The sequence below is a fragment of the Acinetobacter sp. Root1280 genome, from assembly GCF_001425285.1.
GTDB lineage: Bacteria > Pseudomonadota > Gammaproteobacteria > Pseudomonadales > Moraxellaceae > Acinetobacter > Acinetobacter guillouiae.
Genome location: NZ_LMED01000001.1, coordinates 490,000 through 512,491 on the forward strand (window position 1 = coordinate 490,000; position 22,492 = coordinate 512,491).

A 22,492-nucleotide genomic window follows, 5' to 3' on the forward strand; every position below is an offset into this window, starting at 1 on the left:
ACAGGGACTTCGGCATGACCAATATGGTAAATAAAGCTCAAGGTTTGGGTTTAAATCTAATTACAAAAATTGCAGGTAGTGATTTACTTGATCAGTTTAAATTGCGCAAATTTATCGAAAGATCACTTTATCAAGGGTCTAAAGCTGGTTTTAAAACCTTAAGTGCAACACAAAAAGCATTTAAATCGGATTCAAATGTAACTAAACAACGTCTACCCAATCAGCAAAAGTCCCTATTTGATTTGAGTTTGACTGAAGAGCAGCAAATGACGGTGGATGCCATGGATCAATTTGCTTCCGAAGTACTTTATCAATTGGCCCATCAAGCGGACCACGACGAAAAGTTCCCAGCTGAACTTTGGCAACACAGTACCGATTTAGGTCTAAATTACTATGCACTGCCTGAAGCTTTAGGTGGTGTCGCATCTGAAAAAAATATTGTGAGTAATATTTTAATTGCTGAACGCTTGGCTAAGGGGGATTTTTCACTTGCTGCAGGTCTGCTTTCTACTTTTAGTGTCATCAATGCAATCACGCAATGGGGTTCTGAAAAAGTTCAATCTGTTTATTTAGCAAATTTTGCCAATGATACTGATATTCAAGCCACTTTTGCAGTACAAGAAGCAACCCCTGCATTTAATCCATTACGTTTAAAAACCAAAGCAACTGCCAACAATGGACAATTCAGCATTACTGGAGAAAAAACTTTAGTGCTATTGGGTGCAACAGCGGATTTATTCCTTGTTAGTGCAGACTTTAAGGGTCAAGCGGACGTTTTCGTTGTAAAGCGAGATCCAAGTATTACAGTGAAAAAATCACCGGCAATGGGCTTAAAAGCAACTGAAACGGTAACTTTGAAGTTTGACAATACCCCTGCCCAACGTCTAGGTGACGACGATTTTAATTACCCTGCATTTTTAGATTTAGGCAATCTAATGTGGTGTGCAATGGCTGTTGGTAGCTGTGAAGCGGTTAAAGAATACAGCATCAAATATGCCAATGAACGTACTGCATTTGGTGAGCCTATTTCACACCGCCAAAGCGTGGCATTTATGATCGCAGATATGGCGATTGAAATTGATGCAATGCGTATGCTGATTTTAAATGCTGCCAGTCTTGCAGAAGCAGGACAACCCTTCCATAGAGAAGCGTATTTAGCCCGTCTACTTTGTGCAGAAAAATCCATGAAAATTGGTACAGATGGTGTGCAAATTTTAGGTGGACATGGTTTTACTAAGGAACATCCCGCTGAGCGTTGGTACCGCGACTTACGTGCAACAGCTGTTCTACATTCTGGCTTACACGCTTAATTTAGAAGATAAAGGATAAAAATCATGAATTTACAAAATCCAAAAAAATTCCAAATGCTTTTAGATCAAGCACACGAAACTGCATTAAATGTTTTACGCCCAATTTCTCGTAAATACGACAAAGCGGAACATGCCTATCCTAAAGAACTCGATATGCTGGCTTCTTTACTGGATGGTATGAATGACGGTGGTGATGGGCTCAATGCTGGCGCTGCAATTAATAAACGTGGCGATATCGACAGTAATAATAAAAATGGCACCAATATGTCGACTGCCTTGGGTGTAATCGAAATGTGTTATGGCGATACTGGCCTATTGCTGACCATGCCTCGTCAAGGGCTGGGCAATTCTGCGATTGCGGCAGTCGCCAATGATGAACAGCTTGAGCGTTTTAAGGGGACATGGGCTGCGATGGCCATTACTGAACCTGGTTGTGGTTCTGACTCTGCTGCGATTCGCACAACCGCAACCAAAGATGGTGATGACTACATTCTGAACGGTGAAAAAATATTTGTCACCTCTGGGGAACGTGCTGACTCAGTCGTGGTTTGGGCAACTTTAGATAAGAAATTGGGCCGTGCTGCAATTAAATCTTTTGTTGTGCCTAAAGGTACACCTGGCATGAAAGTTGAACGCCTTGAACATAAACTTGGTATTAAGGCATCGGATACAGCCGCAATCAGTTTTATTGACTGCCGTGTCCCAGGAGCAAATTTACTCGGTAATGCAGAAATTGATGTAGCCAAAGGTTTTGCGGGCGTGATGGAAACCTTTGATAATACCCGCCCACTTGTTGCTGCCATGGCAGTGGGCTGTGCCAAAGCATCTTTAGAACGTATTAAAGACATCTTTAAAGATGAACTAGATCCCGACTATGCAACTCCATATTTGCAAACATCCAATTTGGCTGCACAAATCTATCGGATGGAAGCAGAATGGGAAGCTGCACGCTTACTCACCATAAAAGCCACATGGATGGCAGATAACAAAAAACCAAACTCTCGCGAAGCTTCTATCGCTAAAGCTAAAGCTGGGCGTATTTGTAATGAAATCACGTTAAAATGTGTAGAGCTGGCTGCCAGTGTGGGTTATAACGAAGATGAATTGTTAGAAAAATGGGCCCGTGATTCAAAAATACTAGATATTTTTGAGGGAACGCAACAGATTCAACAGCTGATTATTGCCCGTCGAGAATTGGGTAAATCTTCGAGTGAATTAAAATAGTGTTGCAGTAAAACTTGTAAATTTACTTATTTATCACTATTCAATTGCTAAAGTTTTGATCAGTTGAATTTTTAACTGATCACAAAAGGTAGAATTTTTGTTATAAAAATTCTACCTTTTTTATTTTCATTTACTTATGTACCAAATTAGAACGATACAAATACAAGATAATCCGTCGATCGCACAAGTCATTCGTGAAGTATCTAAAGAATTTGGCTTAGCGCCTGAATCAGGCTTTGCTGTAGCCGACCCGATCCTGGATGATTTATATCAGGTATATGCTCAACCCAATGCCCAATATTGGGTTATTGAGGATGCAAATGGTCACGTTGTTGGTGGCGGAGGTCTTTCACCATTACAAGGTGATGCAACTGTTTTAGAGATTCAAAAGATGTATTTTTTGCCTGAACTTCGTGGTTTAGGATTTGCTAAGAAAATTTTGGAAAAGTGTTTTGAATTTGCGCAACAACAAGGCTTTCAGTCTTGTTATTTAGAAACCACTCAAGATCTCTGGCAAGCCATTAAACTTTATGAAAAGTTAGGCTTTAAACATTTATCACAGCCTAAAGGTAATACTGGTCATAGTCATGTTTGTGAAGTTTGGATGCTTAAAACATTGCTTTAACTCGTCATAAGCTTGCTCAATTCACTTTGGTCGTATTTTCATTACTTTCAGGACATTACACAATGTTATTATTGTCTAAATCACTCGATATTTTGAGTGATATTTCAATACGACTTAAAAAAATGGATGATTGGCAAAACAGTCATTGAAATTGCTTAATGGTGATTTACAATGAAAAAGTTTAGATAATTTAATTTTTATGCGTAGAACATCATCATTTATGAGTATTGTGTGAAATTAAGGGAATGTATAAACAATGTTGTATTTGGAAGATTTAAATATTGGTGATCATTTTAAAAGTCGTGAGTACGAAATGACTTTGGATGAGGTTTTAGAGTTTGCACATAAGTATGATCCGCAAGTTTTCCATACTGATGCTGAAAAAGCCAAAGATCACCCGATTTTTAAAGGACTTGCTGCAAGTGGATGGCATACGTCTGCCGTCACCATGCGTCTTTGGACAGAATGCTTCCCTGTTGCTTATGGCTTAATTGGTTCAGAATCAAGTTTAAGATGGCCCAAACCCACGCGTGTAGGCGATAAAATACATGTTGATGTCGAAATTGTATCTATCCAGCCGTCTAAAACCAAAAATGATCGCGCAATTGTGACCTATGTAACACAAGCAAAAAATCAAGATGACGATGTATTGCTAATTTCAACCACTAAAATTGTGGTATTTAAGCGCAATTTTGATGCACATTAATCCTAAATTTGTCTTACAATATTTAAGGGTTTTTCCATATCATGACAATATGATTAAACAAGTAAAAACAATGTTCAGAGCAATGGAAAGCACATGAAAACAGTCTCAGCTCGCCAAGATCAGGGAATTCCTGGTGTTTATGGACTATTATTATTAGATATTGTTTCTCGTTGGGGATATAGCGCAGAAACACTGTTCGCACCCTTTAATTTTACCAGCGAACAGTTAGCAGATCCTGAGTGTCGGATTCCGACACCACTTGCCAATGAATTGATTAAACACGCATTAAAACTTACAGGTGAAAGCACCTTAGGCTTTCATCTTGGTACACAAATGCGTATTTCAATCCATGGCTTTATTGGTTATGCCATCATGACAGCACACGATATTACCGATGCGCTTGTCTTAGCCAACCGTTTTATCCAGTTGCGTATGCCCTTTCTACAATTGTATTTTTCAACTTTTGGTGAAAAAGCCACACTTCAATTGCAATGTGATATCGAAATCGAACCTTTGCGCACAGAAATTGTGATGGGGCTAACCTTTGGTATTATGACCATGGCAAAAGCTTTGACTGGTATTGATTATTTGCATGGCGATATCGACTTTGATTTTCCCAAGCCTGATGGCTTTGACAAATACATCGAGAAACTGGCAAAGCAATACAATATGCGTTTTGAACAGCCACACCTCATTGCAAGTTTTGACAAATCCTACTTGGGCTTAAAAATGGTCAATGCTGACCCGATTGCCAGTCAAATTGCGATTAATCAATGTGAAGCAGAACTTTCAGCTTTGGGTGAAAGACGTCGTTTGGCGATGCGTGTACGTGATATCTTGACTCATTCGGAACAGCATTATTTAAGTATTGAAAATGTCGCAGATCGTCTGCATATGTCAGACCGTACATTAAAGCGTCAGTTGGCTGCAGAAGGTACTTCTTTCTCTACACTGGTAGATGAAGTACGTTATCGCCATGCCACATCGTTACTGTCACGTACTGATTATACACTGGAACAAATTGCAGATGAACTCGGATATAGTGATGTTGCAAACTTTAGTCGTGCATTTAAACGCTGGAGTGGTCGTAGCCCAAGTAGTTGGCGCAAAGACCCATACTTATAATGTGATTTATCACAATTATTTGTTTCGATGAATAAGTTTATCAGTATCTCTGCTTTCTGTTTTGATTAAAAAACCTGTATAACTCGTGCCAAAAATAAATTGATTAATGGAGTCATTATGAATCATCCTTCAGATTTGAAATATGCAGCTACACATGAATGGGTAAAAATTGAAGGTGATCTTGTGGTTACTGGTATTTCTGACCATGCTCAAGATGCTTTAGGCGACTTAGTCTACGTTGAAGCGCCTGAAGTAGGTAGTCATGTAGTTGCTGGCGCTCAGGCTGGTGTAGTTGAATCCGTTAAAACAGCATCTGATATTCATGCGCCTGTTTCGGGTGAAGTTGTAGAAGTGAATACTGCACTCGAAGATGATCCAGATTTTGTGAATGACGACCCGTACGGCAAAGGTTGGATTTATAAAATTAAACCAGACAATATTGCAGATGTTGAAAAGCTGCTCAGCAATAGCGAATATGAAGCAGGGCTTTAAGTTTTAAAAGCTTCATTAAAAAGACCAGAATGTTCTGGTCTTTTTGTTTCTCTTAAATTAGATTAATACTATTTCCTTAAATCAAGTCGAGTAAGAATAGGTCTACTTTCTCCTATAGTATGGCAACCATTAATCCAACCTTGAATTACAGTTTGGCTATGAAAAGCAGATAAAAGTGCAGCATACACTTCTTTGAATAATGGATGAGTTTTTCTTAATACTACTTGATTTGCTATTTGACATCCCTCACCAGTCGCTACATTAGCTTTCAATTCAATAATTATATCTGTTCCGTTATCATGTACGACTAATCCACTTATTTTTGTGGGTGAGAATGGACTATTTGCAAATACAGAACTGCAAAATAGTAGATTAAAACAAAATGCTATGATTATTTTTTTCATTCTTTTACAGTCCAAATAAAAATATTAATTTAGAACCCAACTATTTTTTAATAAAACCAATATTTCAAAATCCACTACATACATATTAATAAAAAATTAATTATTTTAATAGTTTATCCAATGGATATTGATTGGTAATATCAATTTCATCTAATTCGACTCTTATTTTATCAAAATCAAAATATACATTGAGATAATTATCTTTAAAACCCGATATCTCAATCAACTTACTTGAACTGGAGTAATAAAATTTTATCGTAGATTTAGAAGGCATATTGTAAATCAATATCCATGGCTCAATTACCAAGACAATATTACTCTTGGAATTTTCTGTGTAAGAAAAAACATTATATTCCATAATAATCACCCTAAGCCTATTCTTAAAAATTATATTAACCACGTGTTCCATATTCACTTTTTTAAAATTACTAAAACTTTGTTTAATTGTTGAGCAATTTGGCTTTCATCATTCATATATTCACCACCTCCAGGTCTATATGATGCTAAAAATAAAATTGTTTCAGTAATTAATTCATCTTTAATAATTAAATTTTCCAAAAGAACTTCAATCTCTTGAGTGTTTTTAAGTGAGATATCATCTTTGTTAACAAACTTTTCAATTTTATCAATTAATTGATTGTAATCCATATTATTACTTAACCCACGAATTAACAAATACAGGAATTCAATTTCTAGCCACTTTTATTTATTCTTCTTAAATTATTTTTTTAATATTGACTCAATAAACGGTAAAAGCACTAAAAAAAATAAAATAAAAACAGAAGAATAATTAATTTTTTTAACTACCACCCTGTCTTCAACGTAAGAAAAATAATCACACACAACCACCCATAATATTTTTAAAAAAATAGAAAAAAATATGCTAGTCCAAATTAAAATTCCTGTTACCCAATCATTCTCAACCTTTATAAGATATTGACTATATACATAGATAGAAGCTGGAAATAATAATATTAAAAAAATGATTATTGATATTAGCATATTTAATATACTTAAAATTCGATTCATTTTTATCTTAAACCTTTTTTGTAAAGGTATCCGGCTAATTTTAGCCTCTGTTGATGACCCTCTTTGATTCTTAGATTCATAACAAAAGCAGTATGCATTATTTCATTTGTGGTAGTACTGTCCTCAATGAGGGATAAACCATTATTTTTGTATAGAATAGATAAAAAAATTCTATACATGGTAAAAATTTATTAATTAATTTACAATATGCTTTTATATTCGCATACTCCACACTAATAAAGGCTATGTATTCAGAAAAATACTGTAATAATCCTCTATAATCACTAATGAAATTTTCTTGAATTTTTTAAATTAATCATATACCACCCTATCAATAAGTGTAAATTAATAATTAATCAATTTTAAAGGAACCTTATTCCACCTACATAGTTTAGAATAAAATATAAAGTTACTTTATCTCTATATTCCTTATTAAATAATTAAAATTTAAATCATGGATGTATTTTACTCCTTCTTATATATTCTTGGTCTATCTTGTCAATTTTTATTTCAGTAGGTATTTAATTATAAAACTCTTCAATTTTCCAGTTACATGTTTCCAACCTTTCCCTCAAATCAATTGGTAATTCACTAATTCTCAAACTAACAAACACCATTTTCTTCTCAGATAATATTCTTATTTTTGACAATGTACATGGTGGTTCACCAATAAAATAAACTTTTCCATCATTTAAAATTAATAATATATCTTTTACATTTTTATACTCCAGGCTGCCATATAAAAATTATTATTATTTTTCATTAATTCACACCCACTTATTATAATAGATAAAAGCATTAATATGTGATACATATCGAACACCATTTACTTTATCTTCTTCAAGATTACATTTATAATTGGTAAAAAAAATAAAAACAAAAAAACAAAAAAAACATAATAATTAACAAATTTAACATACCTCTTTGAAATAAATATTTCATTTCTAAAAAATATTATTTTTATAATAAATGAAAATAAATAAACAAAACCAGTTAAAATTAAGAAAATCCAAATAATCACTCCTAAAAACCAATCATTTTCAAGTTTTAAAATAAGCTGACTTTTAATGTAGCAATATAAAGGATATGTTATTAAGATAAAAGCTAGTGTAGATTTAAAAAAATCTACACTAGAAAATACTATCTTCTTCTTCATCTAAATTTTTCCTATTAAAGTACTCTGTTAGATAACCATAGAACTAAAAAATAAATCTGAAATTTTCAGTTAAGAAAAAGATCATATTATCTTAACCCTTGTTGATATAAGTAATTTGCTAAATCTCTTCTACGTTGTGCAACTTCTGGGGTATTAGGCTCATAATAAAAGTGCCCTATACCACCAATTTTTTTTTGCTCCGCCAATTTACCAACATTCGCTATAAGTTCTATGGCTCCCATTCCAGCATAGATTGGATCTCCATGTTTAGTTAAATTAACAATAATAATATTTTTAATGTTACTATCATTAGAAAGACGCTCCAAATAAGAACTAGATATAGGTGAGCCTATTAGCACTAAATTATCAATTTTTGTATTAATTTTAGAATAATAGGAAGCTAAATCAGCAGCTACTATAGAACCATAGGAATAGCCAATTAAATTAAACTGTTCATTTTTTGAATTTTTTACCATATATTCTGGCAAAGAAATATTCATATTTAAATTGTTATTATAACCATAACGCATTCTTATAGTCATTGGTCCATCAATCATCCATTCACCAAGCCCTCCAATAGAATATTCAATTGGTCCAGCAAATACGTTCTTAATATTTGACAGCATAAAGGCTTCTACTTGGTCCTTAATATAGTTACCATTCAATCCAGCCCCTCCAAAATAAACTGTCAACTTTCCATCAGGATCTCTAAAACTATAACTATCATTCCAACCATACTGATAACGATTAGTCTGCCCATGACCTTTCATAATATAAGTCACTGGATCAGGCTGATAAAACCTCCCCAACACAGGGTTATAGTGTCGTGCCTTTAAGTAAACCAAATCACCTGCATCTTGAACCCCACCAACAAAAGCATTGGGATTCTTTAAATTGCTTGGTTTCTTATATTGCAGTTGTTGACCAAAAGGCGCGTATTGATAAGACTGACTGACCACGCCCTGTTCATTGATCACTTTTAAGGTTGAACCATCAAAGTTCTGGACATGATATTGAATCCGATCCTTAGCCAGCGTAAGCTGACTAAGAACGAGGAAGAGACTTAATACAATCAATTGAACTGTTATTAACCAGATCTTATTTGGCTGCATATTGTTATTTTTCATTTTTGTTTTCATGATTTATCCCCTTAGTCATCTTCTAAGATCATATCTAAGATTGCAGGCAACCATGCTGCCATATCTTCATTAGGATCAGGCTCACTTGGTTGAATCAGCGGGTCTAAAACACCTTTTGCACCCAGTAATTTATACTCATAACCATCTTTGTGACCATCACCATCTGAATCTGGATTATTTGGGTCAGAACCGATAAAGCGTTCAATATAATCAGGTAAACCATCATCATCGCTATCCACATAACTCTCTAACAAGCTATTGATACCAAACTCAGCCCCTTCGAAATCATTCATCAAATCAAAGCCTTTACTGTTGGCATCTGGATAACGTTCTAAAGTTGCAACTAATTTTCCAGCAACATAAACATAGGCTTTGCTATAACCTGATTGATGGTTGATGTCATAGACCAGATTGCCTGCTGAATCATAAACATAGTCAGTAATACCATCATCACGAACTGCGCGAACACGCAAACCATCTGTATTATAGATATAGCTTTCATTACCATTTTTACTGATACGATAGTAAGCATCATAATCTAAGGCACGGACGCCATCATTAGTGACATTCCCCATCGCATCATAGCTAAAGTTATATGCTGAACCACTAACATTCGCTAAACGTGATGTGCCATTCACATAGTTATAAGTGTAGGAAGCAGGTGCAACGATTTGACTCTTAGAGGTAATATTGACTGAACTAATATCATCATTGTTATATAAATACTGATAACGTGCCTGATCAAGCTCAACCTGTTTCATTAAGCCTGTACCAAAACGGTCAATTGTGGCGTTATAGGTCGCACCGCAATGATCACTCATTCTATTGATACGATTTAATGCATCATAGCCATAACCAATATTGAGTACACATTTATTTAAACTGGTAGAACTTACACCTGTAGGTAAACCATTGTTTGAGTACGAATATGTCCAAGCCACGTCAGCATTTGCTTGTACAGATGTAAGTTGACTCAATATATTGTAGTTAAGCCCTTGAATCACACTAGGTATTGAATAGACTTCACCCAAAGCATTTTGATCTGACAAATTCACAGATTTGCCGTTTGGATAAATAATCGAAACCACTTGATTCAAGTTGTTATAACCAAATGTAGTGGTATAACCATAATTAGCATTATTGGAATTTATATTTTGTGTCAGTGTTACAACACGACCAAAACCATCACGACCATAGCCTTGTGAAGTATTGGCATTATTGGTTGAATTTAAACGTCCTGCTAAGCTATAACCATAATTGGTGGTTATACCGTGCCAAGCCCGAGAACGAATCAAATCATTGATTGGATAATATTCAATTGTTTCGACTGAACCATCTTGATGGCTAATGGTTTTAATTCGCCCAGTCGCATCATAACCATAACCCTTTTGCCCATTGATACTATTGTCTTTTTCGGTCGCTAATGTGCCATTACTGTTATAGGTATAACTTTGTGTTGAAGCACCTGAAGCTGCAAAAGTTGGTTTTAACAGACCTAAATTATATTCAGTTGAGGTTGTGAATACAGAACCATCACCACCTTTACGACTGACCAGTGTTTTTAGATTTGCACTAAAATCGCCAGCAGCCAAATAATCAGTTTCAGTAACACCATAAGCATCTGTTGTTAATGCAATAGCACCGTTACGCCCACCACATGATTGATAGCAGTAGTTTACGGTTACGCCATTATCAATTACAGTTTTTGGTCGGTCAAAGACATCATAACTTGTGGAAATCCCCTCACTTGTACCTCCAGCAGATGGATTTGAACTATAGATTACATTTCCAAAAGCATCATATTTACTTGAATTTACCACCGTCTTATTTGATGTATTTGCAGCAGAATAGATCAGTAAACCATCACCATTATATTTTTCTGTTTTGTTATAACTTGCGCCATTTTGCATTGTTCTTACAATGTTTAAACCATTGTAATCAATAGTCGTATAGCTTAAACCAATAACTGGTGTTTCAATTTTTAAACGACCTGCATCGTCATATTGGTTTTGTGAACGAACACCATCTGCATCTGTATGGAAAATAATATTACCAAAGTCATCGATCACATTGGTTTCTAGGCCACCATTGGCTAAACGAATATTGGCGGGTACACCTTTTTTATAGGCAGAGTATTGAGTAATTTGTTGACCATTGCCTACATCAACTTCCATTGGTAAACCAGTATGTTTATCTCCAGCAACATAATCGGAGAAACAACTAGCAAATTTTGACCAAGCAAAATCAGCAAGGTTACCTAAACATGAACTAAATGAAACAGTTTCATATTTAAATTTGGTGATACGTCCTTCTTTGCTCTCCTTCGTGATTGCACCTTGAGCATCATATTCAAGAGATTGTGTAGTGTAGTATCCTGAAGCCTTTTCACGAGGTAAACCTATAATCCATGGTAAACTACCATCATTAACTGAAGCATTTGTAGGGTCTGCATTAAAATAAGCAATATACGTAACTGGTAACGAAATTGAGCGAGAGCCATTTAAACCTGTAAATTCAGTTACTTGTGGATTACCATATTGATCAAATTTACTATAAATTGTGCTATATGTACCATGATGATTAATCGTTTTGAAATATAACCTAACAAATAACACATCTTCATAATCAGTATAGTTATCGCTAGTTGTTTTTGGCTTCTGTCCAATAGGGTTTAATGTTGTCCAATTATAGGATTCTGTACGTGCATCAATTGTTACTTTTTTAAGTAGCCCATGTTGAAAACTTTCAGCACTACCACCTTCAAAAGCATTCATGATATAAACATATACTTTAGATAAACCTGTCGTATTGTCCTTGGTTGTTACTGTTGTTGTTTGTTCTTTGTTATCTTTATTTCGACCGTAGTTATAGATAATTTGTAATGGATTAACATCTACGCCTGTATAGCTAGAACTGTTTACTTTAAATGATTTAGTTTCAACAAAGCCTGGACGAGACTCGTTAAATAGATAGTATGACCAACCAACAGATTTCGCATTTACAAGACCATTTGAGGAGCCTTTAAAATATTTAATCCCAGTCAAATCACTATAAAACCACATATAGCCTTGTGAAGTAACACCATTAACAGACTTAGGATGGTTTCCTACGATTCGATACGGTCCACCATAATCATATGTAATAGCATCTCCACTTACATCACCAACAGTTCTCAAATAGACACTTGCAGCTTGTTTATTTTGAACCTGACTAACAGTATTGGTACTACCTGGAATAGTGTCATTATTTAGATAGTTACTGTTACTCCCTTGATAATATACATAGGCTTTCCATACTAAATATTTATTATTTATGTATCGGTTAATTTTAGTTAAAACCACGTCACCTTCGAAATTAGAAAAATCATTTTTATTTTCTGTAACTATTGATCCATTTTTATATTTAGCATATGACAATATCACTTCATCATTGGCTGATATATCTTTCCCATCAAGTTGATGCTTAATACTTTCTAAAAATAATTTAGCTGAATTATTATAGCCTTGATAGGTTTGATTGGTATTTTCTATCTTATGATAATTCATGAGATAGGATTCACCAAACTGATTTTCTACTTTTGAGGCATAAATGCTTACACGTCCAGCAATATATTGACTTGCAAATACAGTTGGAAAGCCTGTTTGGTTTTCTCTATTTTGACTAGGAAATAAATAATTAGTCCCATTCGGAGCTCGTACTCTAAAATCATTTCCACCATTTTCACATGAAATAAACCAGTTATCTTGTGAGATATAACGAGCTGATTGAGGATAACCAGCTACATTACTTTTAATTGGATAGAATGTAATATTTTTTTGACCAGGAAGATACAGTGTAATTGGTCTTTGGCGAGTGTCCACCTGTGAATATAAAGAAAAATCCGTTTTAGATGTATAAGTTCTTGAGTAATCCCACTTTATTGAATCAACAACACCATAGCCATTCCATTTTTTCTCAAGTAGTGCCAATAATGTATTTGCATATGCATTTGTATTTACAGAAGTAATAAAGCCAGCCATATTGACTGGCCTTCCATTCCCATCTTTTAAAACTACTGGTGAATTAGAACCCTTAATATAAAAACTAATATCAATATTTTGCATTCCTAGTAAACTACTACTAAAATTTTCAACTAATTCTTTAGCAAATACATCATAGCTATTTGAGTTTTTATAAATCTCCTTCACACCATAATTAGTTCTAATAGATACTTTTATTATTTTATTATTTTCAAGAGCAATTTTATACATAAACAATGAAATATTTAAATTAGTAACTAACGCATTAATTACAGCTTCATTGTCTTTTTTATTTTCAGATAACAATAAGTTACTATAAGTTTGTAGCGCATCTGGAACAGTAGTATTCATCCCAGGTATTCCACCTAAGGGGTTATAAGGAATTCTGGTATCAATTTGAAACGCTAATCCAACATTTTCATTTGATCGCGGATCAACATTTCTTTGTGCTGCTGTAGATACAGCAATTGCGTAAGCTAAATTTTTAAAATAGTTCGCATTAGCTAATGATAAAAAATCTTCTCTAGTTTCATTTTTATATCCGCCATCAATAATATTCGTATCGTAGATAGGATTTCCAAAACTATTGTTGCCAGTTTTGGCATCTCCATTGGCTATGCATATACCAGCTCCGCCATCGCCTTGAAGTTTTGTAGATGCCCCTGTCATCATCACCAATCTTGGTGACTCTAGCTCCCAGTTCCCCATAGAGCGAAAACCATTGTTTACCTTTCCATAAGAACGAGACAAGGTGAAATTCAGTCCTCTCTCACCTTTTAATGTGACTTCAGGCACGTCATAAACAAGGTTACCACTCATTAAATCGACGTAACCATTGGGTGTTTTTTCTTGTCCTGTATCACCCACACTTTGGTCTGATGGAAAAGATGTCATTGCAACAGACCAATCTATTGGTCCAGCATAAAGTATCGAACTCAATAGACTTAAAACAAAACTTAATATTATTTTCATAAATGCTATCCATTTTATTAATTTTTATTTTCGATTAAGTATAACCATTTCTATATCTTCACCGTCATACCATCTCGTACATGTATTTGCACCAACTATAATTACTGTTTTATTAGTAGCTTGAGCCATCATCAACATTCCCAGTTGCCTTTTTCCTGTAGGACTGTTTTCATTTTTAATCATCATATAAGCTTGCTTGTTTGCACAATTTGGAGTATTCGATGAACGAGTACCACTCACATAAATGTAAACTAAACCATCGTGATCACGTACTAAAATAGATTCAACTTTTCCAGTGTAGTCACTGGCTAAAGCATTCCCAACAAACACTAGTTGAGACATCAACAAAACAAAGAGCACTACTTTTTTCATTTTTAACCCTATTTACTTTTTCTAATAAGTTGTATATAAAAAATACATATTTTTAAGAAAAAATACAAGTTAAACACAATTAATCCATAAATTAATTAGGAAGACTAAAATGATAAAGAAAATTATGCTGATTTTGATGTTAATGGTAACCAGTATTGTTTCATTTGCTGCTGAAGAAATTTATGCAAGAAAAATTCTTAGTATTGGATGCCACCATGTAGACGGAACATGTTATGCAAGCTTGTCAGGGGAGCCTTTTGGTAACACTTTGTCTTGTCCATATAAAAATGTAAATCAATTCCGTTTTGACGCTAGCACTACAAATGGAAAAAGAACATATGCCTCACTTTACGCAGCTTACTTAAGTAAGAAATTTGTAGATGTTTATTTAGATGGATGTTCATCAGATGGTAGACCATCTATCGTTTGGTTTCATATTTATTAATTTAGCAAGGTATGCTTATGAAAATTATAATTATTTTTATTAGTGCATTTTTCTGCAATATCTCTTTTGCTCAGGTGGATTGTGGTCCTTATAAAGTAATGCAAATTCAGACACAAGAAACTGATTTATTAGCACTGCTTAAATCTCAAAATGGTCAAGAATCTTGGAAACAGATTGGCTCATGGTCAAAACCATCAACGAAGCCATACTTAGGTATCTTAATGCAAGCATATGCGATGAAAAAGAATATAACTTTGCGCTATTGGCAGGACAATTATAATTGTGATGAAACTGATTATGTAACCGTACCATGGATGGTAAGAATGTGGTAATTCAAGAAATTTTTATACTTTGACATCACTTACTACTACAGTACCAAAAATTTCTTCTTAAGAAACTAATTTTATTGAATTTAATTAAAAGGTGATACTAATGAAAAAAATTATTTTTCTAATACTTATTTTGATTAATCAATCTATCTTTGCTGCGAGTTGCACTGGAAGAGTGAGTGGTGTGTCTATAAATCCCAAAACTGGTGGACTTTTAGCTAACACAGTAGGTGGTTTAAGCAGTCCTATACTCTGTAGTACCTCAACAACTTTAAATGAAATTTCTCCATCGAATTGCAGTAAATTATTTGCTGTATTACTTACTGCTCAGGTTACAAAGAAATCTGTAACTTTATATTTTTCTGGTGCACAAAGTTGTTCAGATTTCCAACCATGGACTTTAGCTCAAGGGTTTTATCATTATATTTTAAATGATTAATTGACTATCGATAGATTGCTAAATTCAAAAGTTAATTTTTAAATATAAGGTACTGAAACATGAAAAAAATTCTATTGCTCTCTGTGTTATTAACTCAACAAATTTTTGCAGCTGAGACATATGTATCTGGAAGAATTTCTGATATTACAAGTACCACTGATGGATTGTTAGTCCGTTTAGAAACTAGAGAGGTTCCAAGAATTTGCGAAAATAGAAATCCTTGGGGTTACTTAATCATCCCACAAGCCAGAAAAACAATTCTAGCAGCATTCTTAATGAATTGGGCTAGAAAAAAACCTCAAGTAACTCTATATGTCGATGAAAATCAAGGGAATGCATCTTATTGTACAATTAAACAAATAGATCATAAAGATTAAGATGAATAATAAAGTTTTATTAATGTCCTTGCTTAAGGTCATTTTTTAATTACTTTCATTGTGAAATATCATATAAATCATAGCAACTAAAGAGTAGTAGATATATACATTAAACCTTATTCTAAGCCAACAAAACTAATGTAAAAGTTAGCCATATAAAACACTACCCTTTATCCCATCATATAAAAATATGATGGGATTTTTTATAAAGTGCTATTTTAAAATTATAAAGACACAATTCGATACTGTGTTTTACGCTGTCCGCAACAACTCCTGTTTCGAAAGCTGCTCTGCAACATCCAACAACAATTGCTCCGTCTTATTCCAACCCAAACAACCGTCTGTAACAGATTGACCATAAGTCATATCACAAGAAATTTTTTGATTACCATTCACCAAATGACTTTCTAGCATTACACCACGTACCTGGGTTAAATGTCTTTCTTCAATGATTTGCTGCAAAACCAACGGTTGCTTTAAAGGATCTTTACTGCTGTTACCGTGACTACAATCAATCACCAATGCGGGTAATTTCCCTTGATGCTGCTGGCGGATCTGTTGGATCGATTCTGCATCATAGTTTGTGCCTTTATTTGAACCACGTAAAATGATGTGCGCTAAAGGATTACCATGACTATGTACAATACAAGGTAATCCTTTTTGACCCATGGCAAGAAATTGATGAGGATGACTTGCTGATTGAATTGCATCTAAAGCGATTTGAATCGAGCCATCTGTACCATTTTTAAAACCAATACTAAAAGGCATATGGCTTGAAATCTCACGATGAATTTGTGATTCACTGGTACGTGCACCAATTGCACCCCAAGCCAATAAATCATCAAAATATGCGGTTGCCATAGGGCTTAGAATTTCGCTGGCGATTGGCAAGCCTTTTTCAATAATTTGTAAATACAATTGGCGTGATTTTTCTAAGCCCAATTGCATATTGGCAGACCCATCTAAATTTGGATCGTATAAAAATCCTTTCCAGCCTACTGTTGTACGTGGCTTTTCAATATATGCACGCATCACTAGAAAGATCTGATCTGACACTTTTTCTTGTAATTGTATTAAGCGATCTGCGTATTCCAATGCGGATTTTTCATCATGAATAGAACATGGGCCAGTAATCACCAACAGACGATCATCTGTACCATCGAGAATATTTTCAATTGTTTGGCGTTGCTCGGCGAGCTGTAAAGCGAGCTTATGTTTTAATGCAAATTTTTCTTTTAACTCATAAGGCAAACTGAGTTGAGTTTCTAAGGTTTGATTTTGTTGTAAAGCAATATTTAGTGCATTCATGATGTATTCCTTTGGACTCTCTAAAGTCCGAACTTTTATTTGAGCGTATGGGATCTATTCAAATGGGCGATCAGGTTTTTCACTTGACCAAAGTAAGTCCAATAAAAGTTGCTAAAGTATACGTAGTTAAATTTCATCATGACATTCTCCAAAATCTTTACACTTAATTGATTCAAAATATTTTTAACATTCAGATATAAAAAAACCTGATCGGTGTTGCCGATCAGGTATTAACTTTGATGGGCAACCAATTCATTGCCCGAACGACTTCAGGCAATTATCTAAAAAATTGCCAGAAATAATAAGAAGTAGCGATTACAGGTTGCTTTTTCATCTTTATGTCGTTCATAAAAATCTATATTGAATTTACAATACCTGTAGTCTGTAGACTTTTCAAGCCCTTTTTTAAAGTTTTTCTATATTTTATGTATGGAATACAAATGATTGAGTTAAGGCACAATTTAACCCAATCATTGTGGTTAATCCCAAGCCCCTTACTGCAACATTTCTTGCACTTGTTCTGCACAAATTGCTTGGCTAAATAAGAAACCTTGGCCAAATTTACAGCCCACGGCTCTTAAATTTTCCAGCTGCTGAATCGTTTCAATCCCTTCTGCAATAATATCTAAAGAGAGAATTGGGCCTAATTTTGCAATACCTTCCACGATCGCTTTAATTGACTTTTCTTCATGCATACGATTTACAAAGTTGTAGTCAATTTTTAAACTATCTACAGGGTAATCACGAATATGCGTCATCGATGAATGCCCTGTTCCAAAGTCATCTAAGGCAATTCGAACGCCTTCTTGTTTAAGTTTTTTCAATGCACGGATAACATATTCATAGCCACGATCAGCCAAAACATGTTCAGTAATCTCGACTTCAACAAGATGATGTGGAATAGCATACTGGGTCAAGCGCTTTAATAAAATTTCCGCATAATTATCCCGCATAAACTCTACAGGTGAAGCATTGATTGAAATCGGTACAACGTTAAAGCCTTGCTTGATCCAATGAGAAATATCTGTAAATATTTTATCGTGCATGGTTTCGCTAATTTTGGTCGCTAACTCAAAATCATTAAATGCTTCAGCAACTGTTGCGGGTAAATAAACATTGCCCTCTACATCACGCCATCTGAGTAATGCTTCAAAACCAATAATTGAACAATCATCCAGTTTCACTTTAGGTTGATAAAATGGTTCAACTTGATTGTTACGGATAATTTGACGTGCTGTATTTAATTGCTTCGCTTTACTTTGGGCAATTTCAAACATGTCTACACCAAACATACGAATACCACCACGACCACGTTCTTTGAGGTCATTTAAAGCAGCATCTGCACATTTCAACAATCCTGAACCATCTTTGGCATCATGCGGATAAATTGAACCACCGATACTCATGCCACCATTCAACAATTTACCGCTATAAGTAATAGGCGCATCAAGTTGTTGTAATAATTTTTTGGAAACAGCCTCGATCTGTTCATGACTTTCAACATGGTCAATCACCACTGCAAACTCATCACCACCAAGTCTTGAGATATAGGCATTCTCATCTAAACAATGCGCGAGACGTTTAGACAAGACCTTAAGCAAATGATCACCAGCAGAATGACCTAATGTGTCATTGATATGCTTAAAATGATCTAAGTCAATCAGTAATAATCCAATTTTGCTTCGGTTCTCTCTGGCTTTAGAGATTGATGCCTTTAATCTTCTTTTAAATGCACGACGATTCATCAAACTCGTCATTTCATCAAATTCACAGATCACTCTGAGTTTTTCTTCTGCAATGCGTTGTTTGGTTATATCTCGTGAAACACATAAAATACTGGTGGTTTGACCATTTTCATTGACAACAGGTGTTAAGATATTGTCCCAATACATGGTTAGATTACCAAAGACACTTTTACCTGCAAATCTAGCATTTTTCCCTTTTGCCGCTTCTTTAATGGCTTTTTTACCCTGTTCACGAACTTCTGGTGGCAATAGTCCGAGCCATTCCATACCAAAAGTTTTTACTTTTTCTTGTCCAAGCAGTGCAATACAGCCAGATTTATTCATATGTGACACATAACCATCTGGTGTAATAATTTTGATACAGTCGACACTGACATCAAGCATGTCTGTATTGGCTTTTAACGACTCGCTGGTTTCGCGTAATAACGTTGCACGATCATGGATATTGGTACAGGTTATGGTCCAATCATAAAACTGTTGTTTATAAACCGTACTTTGAGCAATCAGTAAAAACCATTGATAGTCGCCGTTCACATGGCGAATACGACATTCTTTTTCAAAACGTTGACCGGTTTTTTGCGCGGTTATCCAAATATTATAGATATGTTCTGCATCATCAGGATGTAAGCATTTAATCCAATCGGAATCGCAAATATTATGTGTATCTACACCAATAAATTCTTTTAATGGGGTATTACAATAGCCAATCCCCAATTTTGTCACCCAAATAAGGTGCGGTATCAGATCTAAAGCTTCTTTGACTTCATTCAAAATTTGTGCAGATCGAGGAGTTATAGACTTTGGAAATGAACCCACCTGATTCAAACTCGAATGCAAAGGTAAATAAATGCCTGCCATAAAATAATCCTATCTATCAACGCAAAAATTAAGATAAACCAATGTTCAAACTTATATGTATTTTAAATAACCACAGATTCTTGTATAACCCAAGTGTCGAGTCGTTATTTTTTTAAAAAAACCATGTGATATAAGTCACACTTTAACCAATAAGTTTAAATTGTATACAATAACGTTTATAAAATCTATTCTTTTAAGTTTTCAGGTATGTTTCAAATTTATGACAAACCTATGTTTGTTTAAATTATCCTTAAATATCAACTTGATAAATAAATTTTATCTTTTGTAATATCAGCAACCCTGCTCCCTCTTTTGGTTTTTTCTAGAGAAACTTAATTCCATGTTCCGATTCTAAACTTATTAACAACAACCTTAACAATAATTGTAAAAAAATCAACTAATGAATGGTTTTTAATCATCTTAAATATGTATTATTCTAAAAAACTAAATAAACATCCATTATTAATAAATCGAATGTTGTTGAATAAAAATTGAAATCATTATCATTTAATAAGTAAATTTTACTCCAAGCAAATTAATTAAAATAATTTAAAGGTAATTTTAAATAACGAACACCATTCATTTCAGGCTCAGGAAATTTACCAGCGTTCATATTAATTTGAATAGCTGGAAGGATCAGTTTCGGCATAGACAATGTAGCATCACGTTGTTCCCTCATAGCAATAAAGGCTTGTTTAGTCACTCCTATATGGATGTGGATGTTTTCTTCACGTTGGGTCTTGATGTCTGTTTGACAATGAAAATCTTGGCGTGATTCTGACAAGTAATCATGGCATAAATACAACCGAGTATGCTCGGGTAAGTTAAAAATTTTCATTACAGAATCATAAAGTTGTGCCGCACTGCCCTTTGGAAAATCACAACGCGCTGTGCCATAATCAGGCATAAATAAAGTATCACCTACAAAGGCTGCATCACCAATCACATAGGTCAAACAAGCTGGAGTATGACCAGGTGTAGGGAGGTTATATGCCTCTAACTCGCCAATTTTAAAAATTTCATGATCCTTAAATAAATAATCAAATGAATGCTGTGCTTTTAAAGCCTCATAATCAAGATGATAAATTTGACTAAAAATATCTTGAACAGTCACAATTTTTTCACTCATGGCGATTTGACCGCCTAAATGTGCTTTTAAATATTGCGAAGCTGTTAAATGATCTGCATGTACATGTGTTTCAAGAATCCACTGCACTATAAAATGATGCTTTTGAATATACTCAATAATATGGTCTGCATGTGTTGTCGATGTTGTTGCAGATGCCGCATCATAATCCAATACACTGTCAATAATGGCACAATATTGAGTAGCAGGATCAACCGCTACATAACTAAAGGTATTACTGGCTTCATCAAAAAAATCTTGTACAAATGGATTCATAAAAAATTATGCTCCTGTCAATTTGCGATGAATCAATACGCCAAACAGCATGGCAACAATAAAATATAGGGCTTGATAATGACCTAAACCAATCAATGTAAATGCTGGTGCTGGACAAATTCCAGCAATTCCCCAACCTATACCAAAAATGAAAGCGCCTGCAACTAACTTTGTATCGAGTTGGGTATTTTTTGGTAATTCGATCACTTCATTAAATACAGTCACGGGTTTGCGTATCGCTTTTTGAAAAGGAATAAATGCGACTAAAATTGCGCCGATCATCACAAAAGCCAGACTTGGATCCCACTGCCCGAATATATCTAGAAAACCGATGACTTTTGCTGGATTCGACATACCCGAAAGCATTAATCCTACAGAAAATAGCCCGCCAAAGATGAATGCAAAGATATTTTTCATGATTAAGCTCCAATCACATGACGCATCACATACACTGTGATAAATCCAGCCAGCATAAAGGTACAAGTCGCAACAATTGAGCGTTTAGACAAACGACTTATCCCACAAATTCCATGACCACTGGTACAGCCTGATCCTAATCGTGTACCAAAGCCAACCAATAGACCTGCGATGACAAGTAAAATTGGGCTTGTCGTTAGCATCACAATTTCAGGATTAAAAATCTGTCCATAGATAAATGGTGTGCTGAATAAGCCCAATAAAAACCACAAAGCAGGTGTTTTAAAAATTCTGTGTGGATTGAGGACTTGTGCAATTAGACCACTTACCCCAGCAACACGACCATTTACAAATAAGTAGCCAACTACAGCCAGCCCAAGTAGAACTCCACCCAAAAAGGCGAGTATAAAATCATGCATTGCTTTAAACCCATACAATATATGTTTTTATAATATATAATTATTTAAATTAATCAACCTCATCTTCAGATAATGATATATAGAAATATGCAAATCAAAGGCATAACTGCAAATATAATACCTATATGCTTTGCTAGAGAATTGCACAGCTTATTTTTTAGTTTTGATTTAAATCACTGA

General features: G+C 34.5%; 22 protein-coding genes. 10 read left to right on the forward strand and 12 right to left on the reverse strand.

Annotated elements, in window-relative coordinates; genetic code table 11:
• Positions 1 to 23 precede the first annotated feature (23 nt).
• From ASC84_RS02385 to gcvH, 6 genes are all read left to right on the forward strand, one after another.
• Positions 24 to 1,310 (forward strand): acyl-CoA dehydrogenase family protein, encoded by a 1,287-nt coding sequence (locus ASC84_RS02385; RefSeq protein WP_171252521.1) that lies wholly within the window; start codon positions 24 to 26, stop codon positions 1,308 to 1,310.
• 24 nt (positions 1,311 to 1,334) lie between these two features.
• Positions 1,335 to 2,534 carry an acyl-CoA dehydrogenase family protein gene (locus tag ASC84_RS02390; RefSeq protein WP_004720264.1) on the forward strand — a complete coding sequence of 400 codons (1,200 nt, stop codon included), beginning with the start codon at positions 1,335 to 1,337 and terminating at the stop codon, positions 2,532 to 2,534.
• A 136-nt stretch (positions 2,535 to 2,670) separates the two neighbouring features.
• Complete coding sequence (locus tag ASC84_RS02395) at positions 2,671 to 3,159, forward strand: GNAT family N-acetyltransferase (RefSeq protein ID WP_056511322.1); 489 nt, start codon at positions 2,671 to 2,673, stop codon at positions 3,157 to 3,159.
• Between the two features lie 256 nt (positions 3,160 to 3,415).
• The gene (locus tag ASC84_RS02400) at positions 3,416 to 3,865 is read left to right on the forward strand and encodes a MaoC family dehydratase (protein ID WP_004720258.1); all 450 of its coding nucleotides are present in this window, start codon (positions 3,416 to 3,418) and stop codon (positions 3,863 to 3,865) included.
• 93 nt (positions 3,866 to 3,958) lie between these two features.
• Positions 3,959 to 4,990, forward strand: coding sequence for an AraC family transcriptional regulator (locus ASC84_RS02405; RefSeq protein ID WP_004720255.1), 1,032 nt, complete (start codon positions 3,959 to 3,961; stop codon positions 4,988 to 4,990).
• Positions 4,991 to 5,107: 117 nt separating this feature from the next.
• Positions 5,108 to 5,482: a glycine cleavage system protein GcvH gene (gene gcvH, locus ASC84_RS02410; RefSeq protein ID WP_056511325.1), complete on the forward strand. Its 375-nt coding sequence runs from the start codon at positions 5,108 to 5,110 to the stop codon at positions 5,480 to 5,482.
• A gap of 68 nt (positions 5,483 to 5,550) precedes the next feature.
• Here gcvH and ASC84_RS02415 read toward each other — a convergent pair whose 3' ends face one another.
• From ASC84_RS02415 to ASC84_RS02450, 7 genes are all read right to left on the reverse strand, one after another.
• Entirely contained in the window at positions 5,551 to 5,886 is a 336-nt protein-coding gene (locus ASC84_RS02415; RefSeq protein WP_056511328.1) for a hypothetical protein, read from the reverse strand.
• A 100-nt stretch (positions 5,887 to 5,986) separates the two neighbouring features.
• Positions 5,987 to 6,244 carry a hypothetical protein gene (locus tag ASC84_RS23120; RefSeq protein ID WP_056511339.1) on the reverse strand — a complete coding sequence of 86 codons (258 nt, stop codon included), beginning with the start codon at positions 6,242 to 6,244 and terminating at the stop codon, positions 5,987 to 5,989.
• Positions 6,245 to 6,297: 53 nt separating this feature from the next.
• On the reverse strand, positions 6,298 to 6,534 hold the full coding sequence (locus ASC84_RS02425; RefSeq protein WP_056511342.1) for a hypothetical protein: 237 nt from the start codon (positions 6,532 to 6,534) through the stop codon (positions 6,298 to 6,300).
• Positions 6,535 to 6,606: 72 nt separating this feature from the next.
• The gene (locus ASC84_RS02430) at positions 6,607 to 6,915 is read right to left on the reverse strand and encodes a hypothetical protein (RefSeq protein WP_056511345.1); all 309 of its coding nucleotides are present in this window, start codon (positions 6,913 to 6,915) and stop codon (positions 6,607 to 6,609) included.
• Between the two features lie 1,242 nt (positions 6,916 to 8,157).
• The gene (locus ASC84_RS02440; RefSeq protein WP_227515078.1) at positions 8,158 to 9,210 is read right to left on the reverse strand and encodes an RHS repeat domain-containing protein; all 1,053 of its coding nucleotides are present in this window, start codon (positions 9,208 to 9,210) and stop codon (positions 8,158 to 8,160) included.
• 11 nt (positions 9,211 to 9,221) lie between these two features.
• Complete coding sequence (locus ASC84_RS22595) at positions 9,222 to 14,201, reverse strand: RHS repeat protein (protein WP_056511351.1); 4,980 nt, start codon at positions 14,199 to 14,201, stop codon at positions 9,222 to 9,224.
• A 24-nt stretch (positions 14,202 to 14,225) separates the two neighbouring features.
• Positions 14,226 to 14,573, reverse strand: coding sequence for a hypothetical protein (locus tag ASC84_RS02450; protein ID WP_056511355.1), 348 nt, complete (start codon positions 14,571 to 14,573; stop codon positions 14,226 to 14,228).
• A gap of 109 nt (positions 14,574 to 14,682) precedes the next feature.
• Here ASC84_RS02450 and ASC84_RS02455 point away from each other — a divergent pair, with 109 nt between their 5' ends.
• The 4 genes from ASC84_RS02455 (at position 14,683) to ASC84_RS02470 (ending at position 16,163) form a co-directional block, all read left to right on the forward strand.
• Entirely contained in the window at positions 14,683 to 15,018 is a 336-nt protein-coding gene (locus ASC84_RS02455) for a hypothetical protein (protein WP_056511359.1), read from the forward strand.
• A 17-nt stretch (positions 15,019 to 15,035) separates the two neighbouring features.
• The gene (locus ASC84_RS02460; protein WP_227515079.1) at positions 15,036 to 15,350 is read left to right on the forward strand and encodes a hypothetical protein; all 315 of its coding nucleotides are present in this window, start codon (positions 15,036 to 15,038) and stop codon (positions 15,348 to 15,350) included.
• Between the two features lie 100 nt (positions 15,351 to 15,450).
• Positions 15,451 to 15,786 (forward strand): hypothetical protein, encoded by a 336-nt coding sequence (locus tag ASC84_RS02465; RefSeq protein WP_056511365.1) that lies wholly within the window; start codon positions 15,451 to 15,453, stop codon positions 15,784 to 15,786.
• Between the two features lie 59 nt (positions 15,787 to 15,845).
• The gene (locus ASC84_RS02470; RefSeq protein WP_056511368.1) at positions 15,846 to 16,163 is read left to right on the forward strand and encodes a hypothetical protein; all 318 of its coding nucleotides are present in this window, start codon (positions 15,846 to 15,848) and stop codon (positions 16,161 to 16,163) included.
• Positions 16,164 to 16,415: 252 nt separating this feature from the next.
• Here ASC84_RS02470 and ASC84_RS02475 read toward each other — a convergent pair whose 3' ends face one another.
• The 5 genes from ASC84_RS02475 to ASC84_RS02495 form a co-directional block, all read right to left on the reverse strand.
• Positions 16,416 to 17,471, reverse strand: a complete 1,056-nt coding sequence (locus ASC84_RS02475) for a 3-deoxy-7-phosphoheptulonate synthase (protein ID WP_056511371.1) — start codon at positions 17,469 to 17,471, stop codon at positions 16,416 to 16,418.
• A gap of 494 nt (positions 17,472 to 17,965) precedes the next feature.
• A complete protein-coding gene (locus tag ASC84_RS02480) occupies positions 17,966 to 20,074 on the reverse strand; it encodes a bifunctional diguanylate cyclase/phosphodiesterase (protein WP_056511372.1) in 2,109 nt (702 codons plus the stop codon).
• A gap of 535 nt (positions 20,075 to 20,609) precedes the next feature.
• Entirely contained in the window at positions 20,610 to 21,476 is an 867-nt protein-coding gene (locus tag ASC84_RS02485) for an MBL fold metallo-hydrolase (RefSeq protein WP_056511375.1), read from the reverse strand.
• A 6-nt stretch (positions 21,477 to 21,482) separates the two neighbouring features.
• Positions 21,483 to 21,893, reverse strand: coding sequence for a DUF6691 family protein (locus ASC84_RS02490; RefSeq protein ID WP_056511378.1), 411 nt, complete (start codon positions 21,891 to 21,893; stop codon positions 21,483 to 21,485).
• 2 nt (positions 21,894 to 21,895) lie between these two features.
• The gene (locus ASC84_RS02495; RefSeq protein WP_056511382.1) at positions 21,896 to 22,312 is read right to left on the reverse strand and encodes a YeeE/YedE family protein; all 417 of its coding nucleotides are present in this window, start codon (positions 22,310 to 22,312) and stop codon (positions 21,896 to 21,898) included.
• Positions 22,313 to 22,492: the final 180 nt, after the last annotated feature.

Excerpts from the sequence above, each read along its gene's own strand:
- gcvH (WP_056511325.1), top strand. The coding sequence starts at position 5,108 with ATGAATCATCCTTCAGATTTGAAATATGCAGCTACACATGAATGGGTA.
- ASC84_RS02465 (WP_056511365.1), top strand. The coding sequence starts at position 15,451 with ATGAAAAAAATTATTTTTCTAATACTTATTTTGATTAATCAATCTATC.
- ASC84_RS23120 (WP_056511339.1), bottom strand. The coding sequence starts at position 6,244 with ATGGAATATAATGTTTTTTCTTACACAGAAAATTCCAAGAGTAATATT.
- ASC84_RS02425 (WP_056511342.1), bottom strand. The coding sequence starts at position 6,534 with ATGGATTACAATCAATTAATTGATAAAATTGAAAAGTTTGTTAACAAA.
- ASC84_RS02455 (WP_056511359.1), top strand. The coding sequence starts at position 14,683 with ATGATAAAGAAAATTATGCTGATTTTGATGTTAATGGTAACCAGTATT.
- ASC84_RS02405 (WP_004720255.1), top strand. The coding sequence starts at position 3,959 with ATGAAAACAGTCTCAGCTCGCCAAGATCAGGGAATTCCTGGTGTTTAT.
- ASC84_RS02480 (WP_056511372.1), bottom strand. The coding sequence starts at position 20,074 with ATGGCAGGCATTTATTTACCTTTGCATTCGAGTTTGAATCAGGTGGGT.
- ASC84_RS02495 (WP_056511382.1), bottom strand. The coding sequence starts at position 22,312 with ATGCATGATTTTATACTCGCCTTTTTGGGTGGAGTTCTACTTGGGCTG.
- ASC84_RS22595 (WP_056511351.1), bottom strand. The coding sequence starts at position 14,201 with ATGAAAATAATATTAAGTTTTGTTTTAAGTCTATTGAGTTCGATACTT.
- ASC84_RS02430 (WP_056511345.1), bottom strand. The coding sequence starts at position 6,915 with ATGAATCGAATTTTAAGTATATTAAATATGCTAATATCAATAATCATT.
- ASC84_RS02385 (WP_171252521.1), top strand. The coding sequence starts at position 24 with ATGGTAAATAAAGCTCAAGGTTTGGGTTTAAATCTAATTACAAAAATT.
- ASC84_RS02475 (WP_056511371.1), bottom strand. The coding sequence starts at position 17,471 with ATGAATGCACTAAATATTGCTTTACAACAAAATCAAACCTTAGAAACT.
- ASC84_RS02395 (WP_056511322.1), top strand. The coding sequence starts at position 2,671 with ATGTACCAAATTAGAACGATACAAATACAAGATAATCCGTCGATCGCA.
- ASC84_RS02460 (WP_227515079.1), top strand. The coding sequence starts at position 15,036 with ATGAAAATTATAATTATTTTTATTAGTGCATTTTTCTGCAATATCTCT.
- ASC84_RS02485 (WP_056511375.1), bottom strand. The coding sequence starts at position 21,476 with ATGAATCCATTTGTACAAGATTTTTTTGATGAAGCCAGTAATACCTTT.
- ASC84_RS02450 (WP_056511355.1), bottom strand. The coding sequence starts at position 14,573 with ATGAAAAAAGTAGTGCTCTTTGTTTTGTTGATGTCTCAACTAGTGTTT.
- ASC84_RS02390 (WP_004720264.1), top strand. The coding sequence starts at position 1,335 with ATGAATTTACAAAATCCAAAAAAATTCCAAATGCTTTTAGATCAAGCA.
- ASC84_RS02440 (WP_227515078.1), bottom strand. The coding sequence starts at position 9,210 with ATGAAAACAAAAATGAAAAATAACAATATGCAGCCAAATAAGATCTGG.
- ASC84_RS02490 (WP_056511378.1), bottom strand. The coding sequence starts at position 21,893 with ATGAAAAATATCTTTGCATTCATCTTTGGCGGGCTATTTTCTGTAGGA.
- ASC84_RS02415 (WP_056511328.1), bottom strand. The coding sequence starts at position 5,886 with ATGAAAAAAATAATCATAGCATTTTGTTTTAATCTACTATTTTGCAGT.
- ASC84_RS02400 (WP_004720258.1), top strand. The coding sequence starts at position 3,416 with ATGTTGTATTTGGAAGATTTAAATATTGGTGATCATTTTAAAAGTCGT.
- ASC84_RS02470 (WP_056511368.1), top strand. The coding sequence starts at position 15,846 with ATGAAAAAAATTCTATTGCTCTCTGTGTTATTAACTCAACAAATTTTT.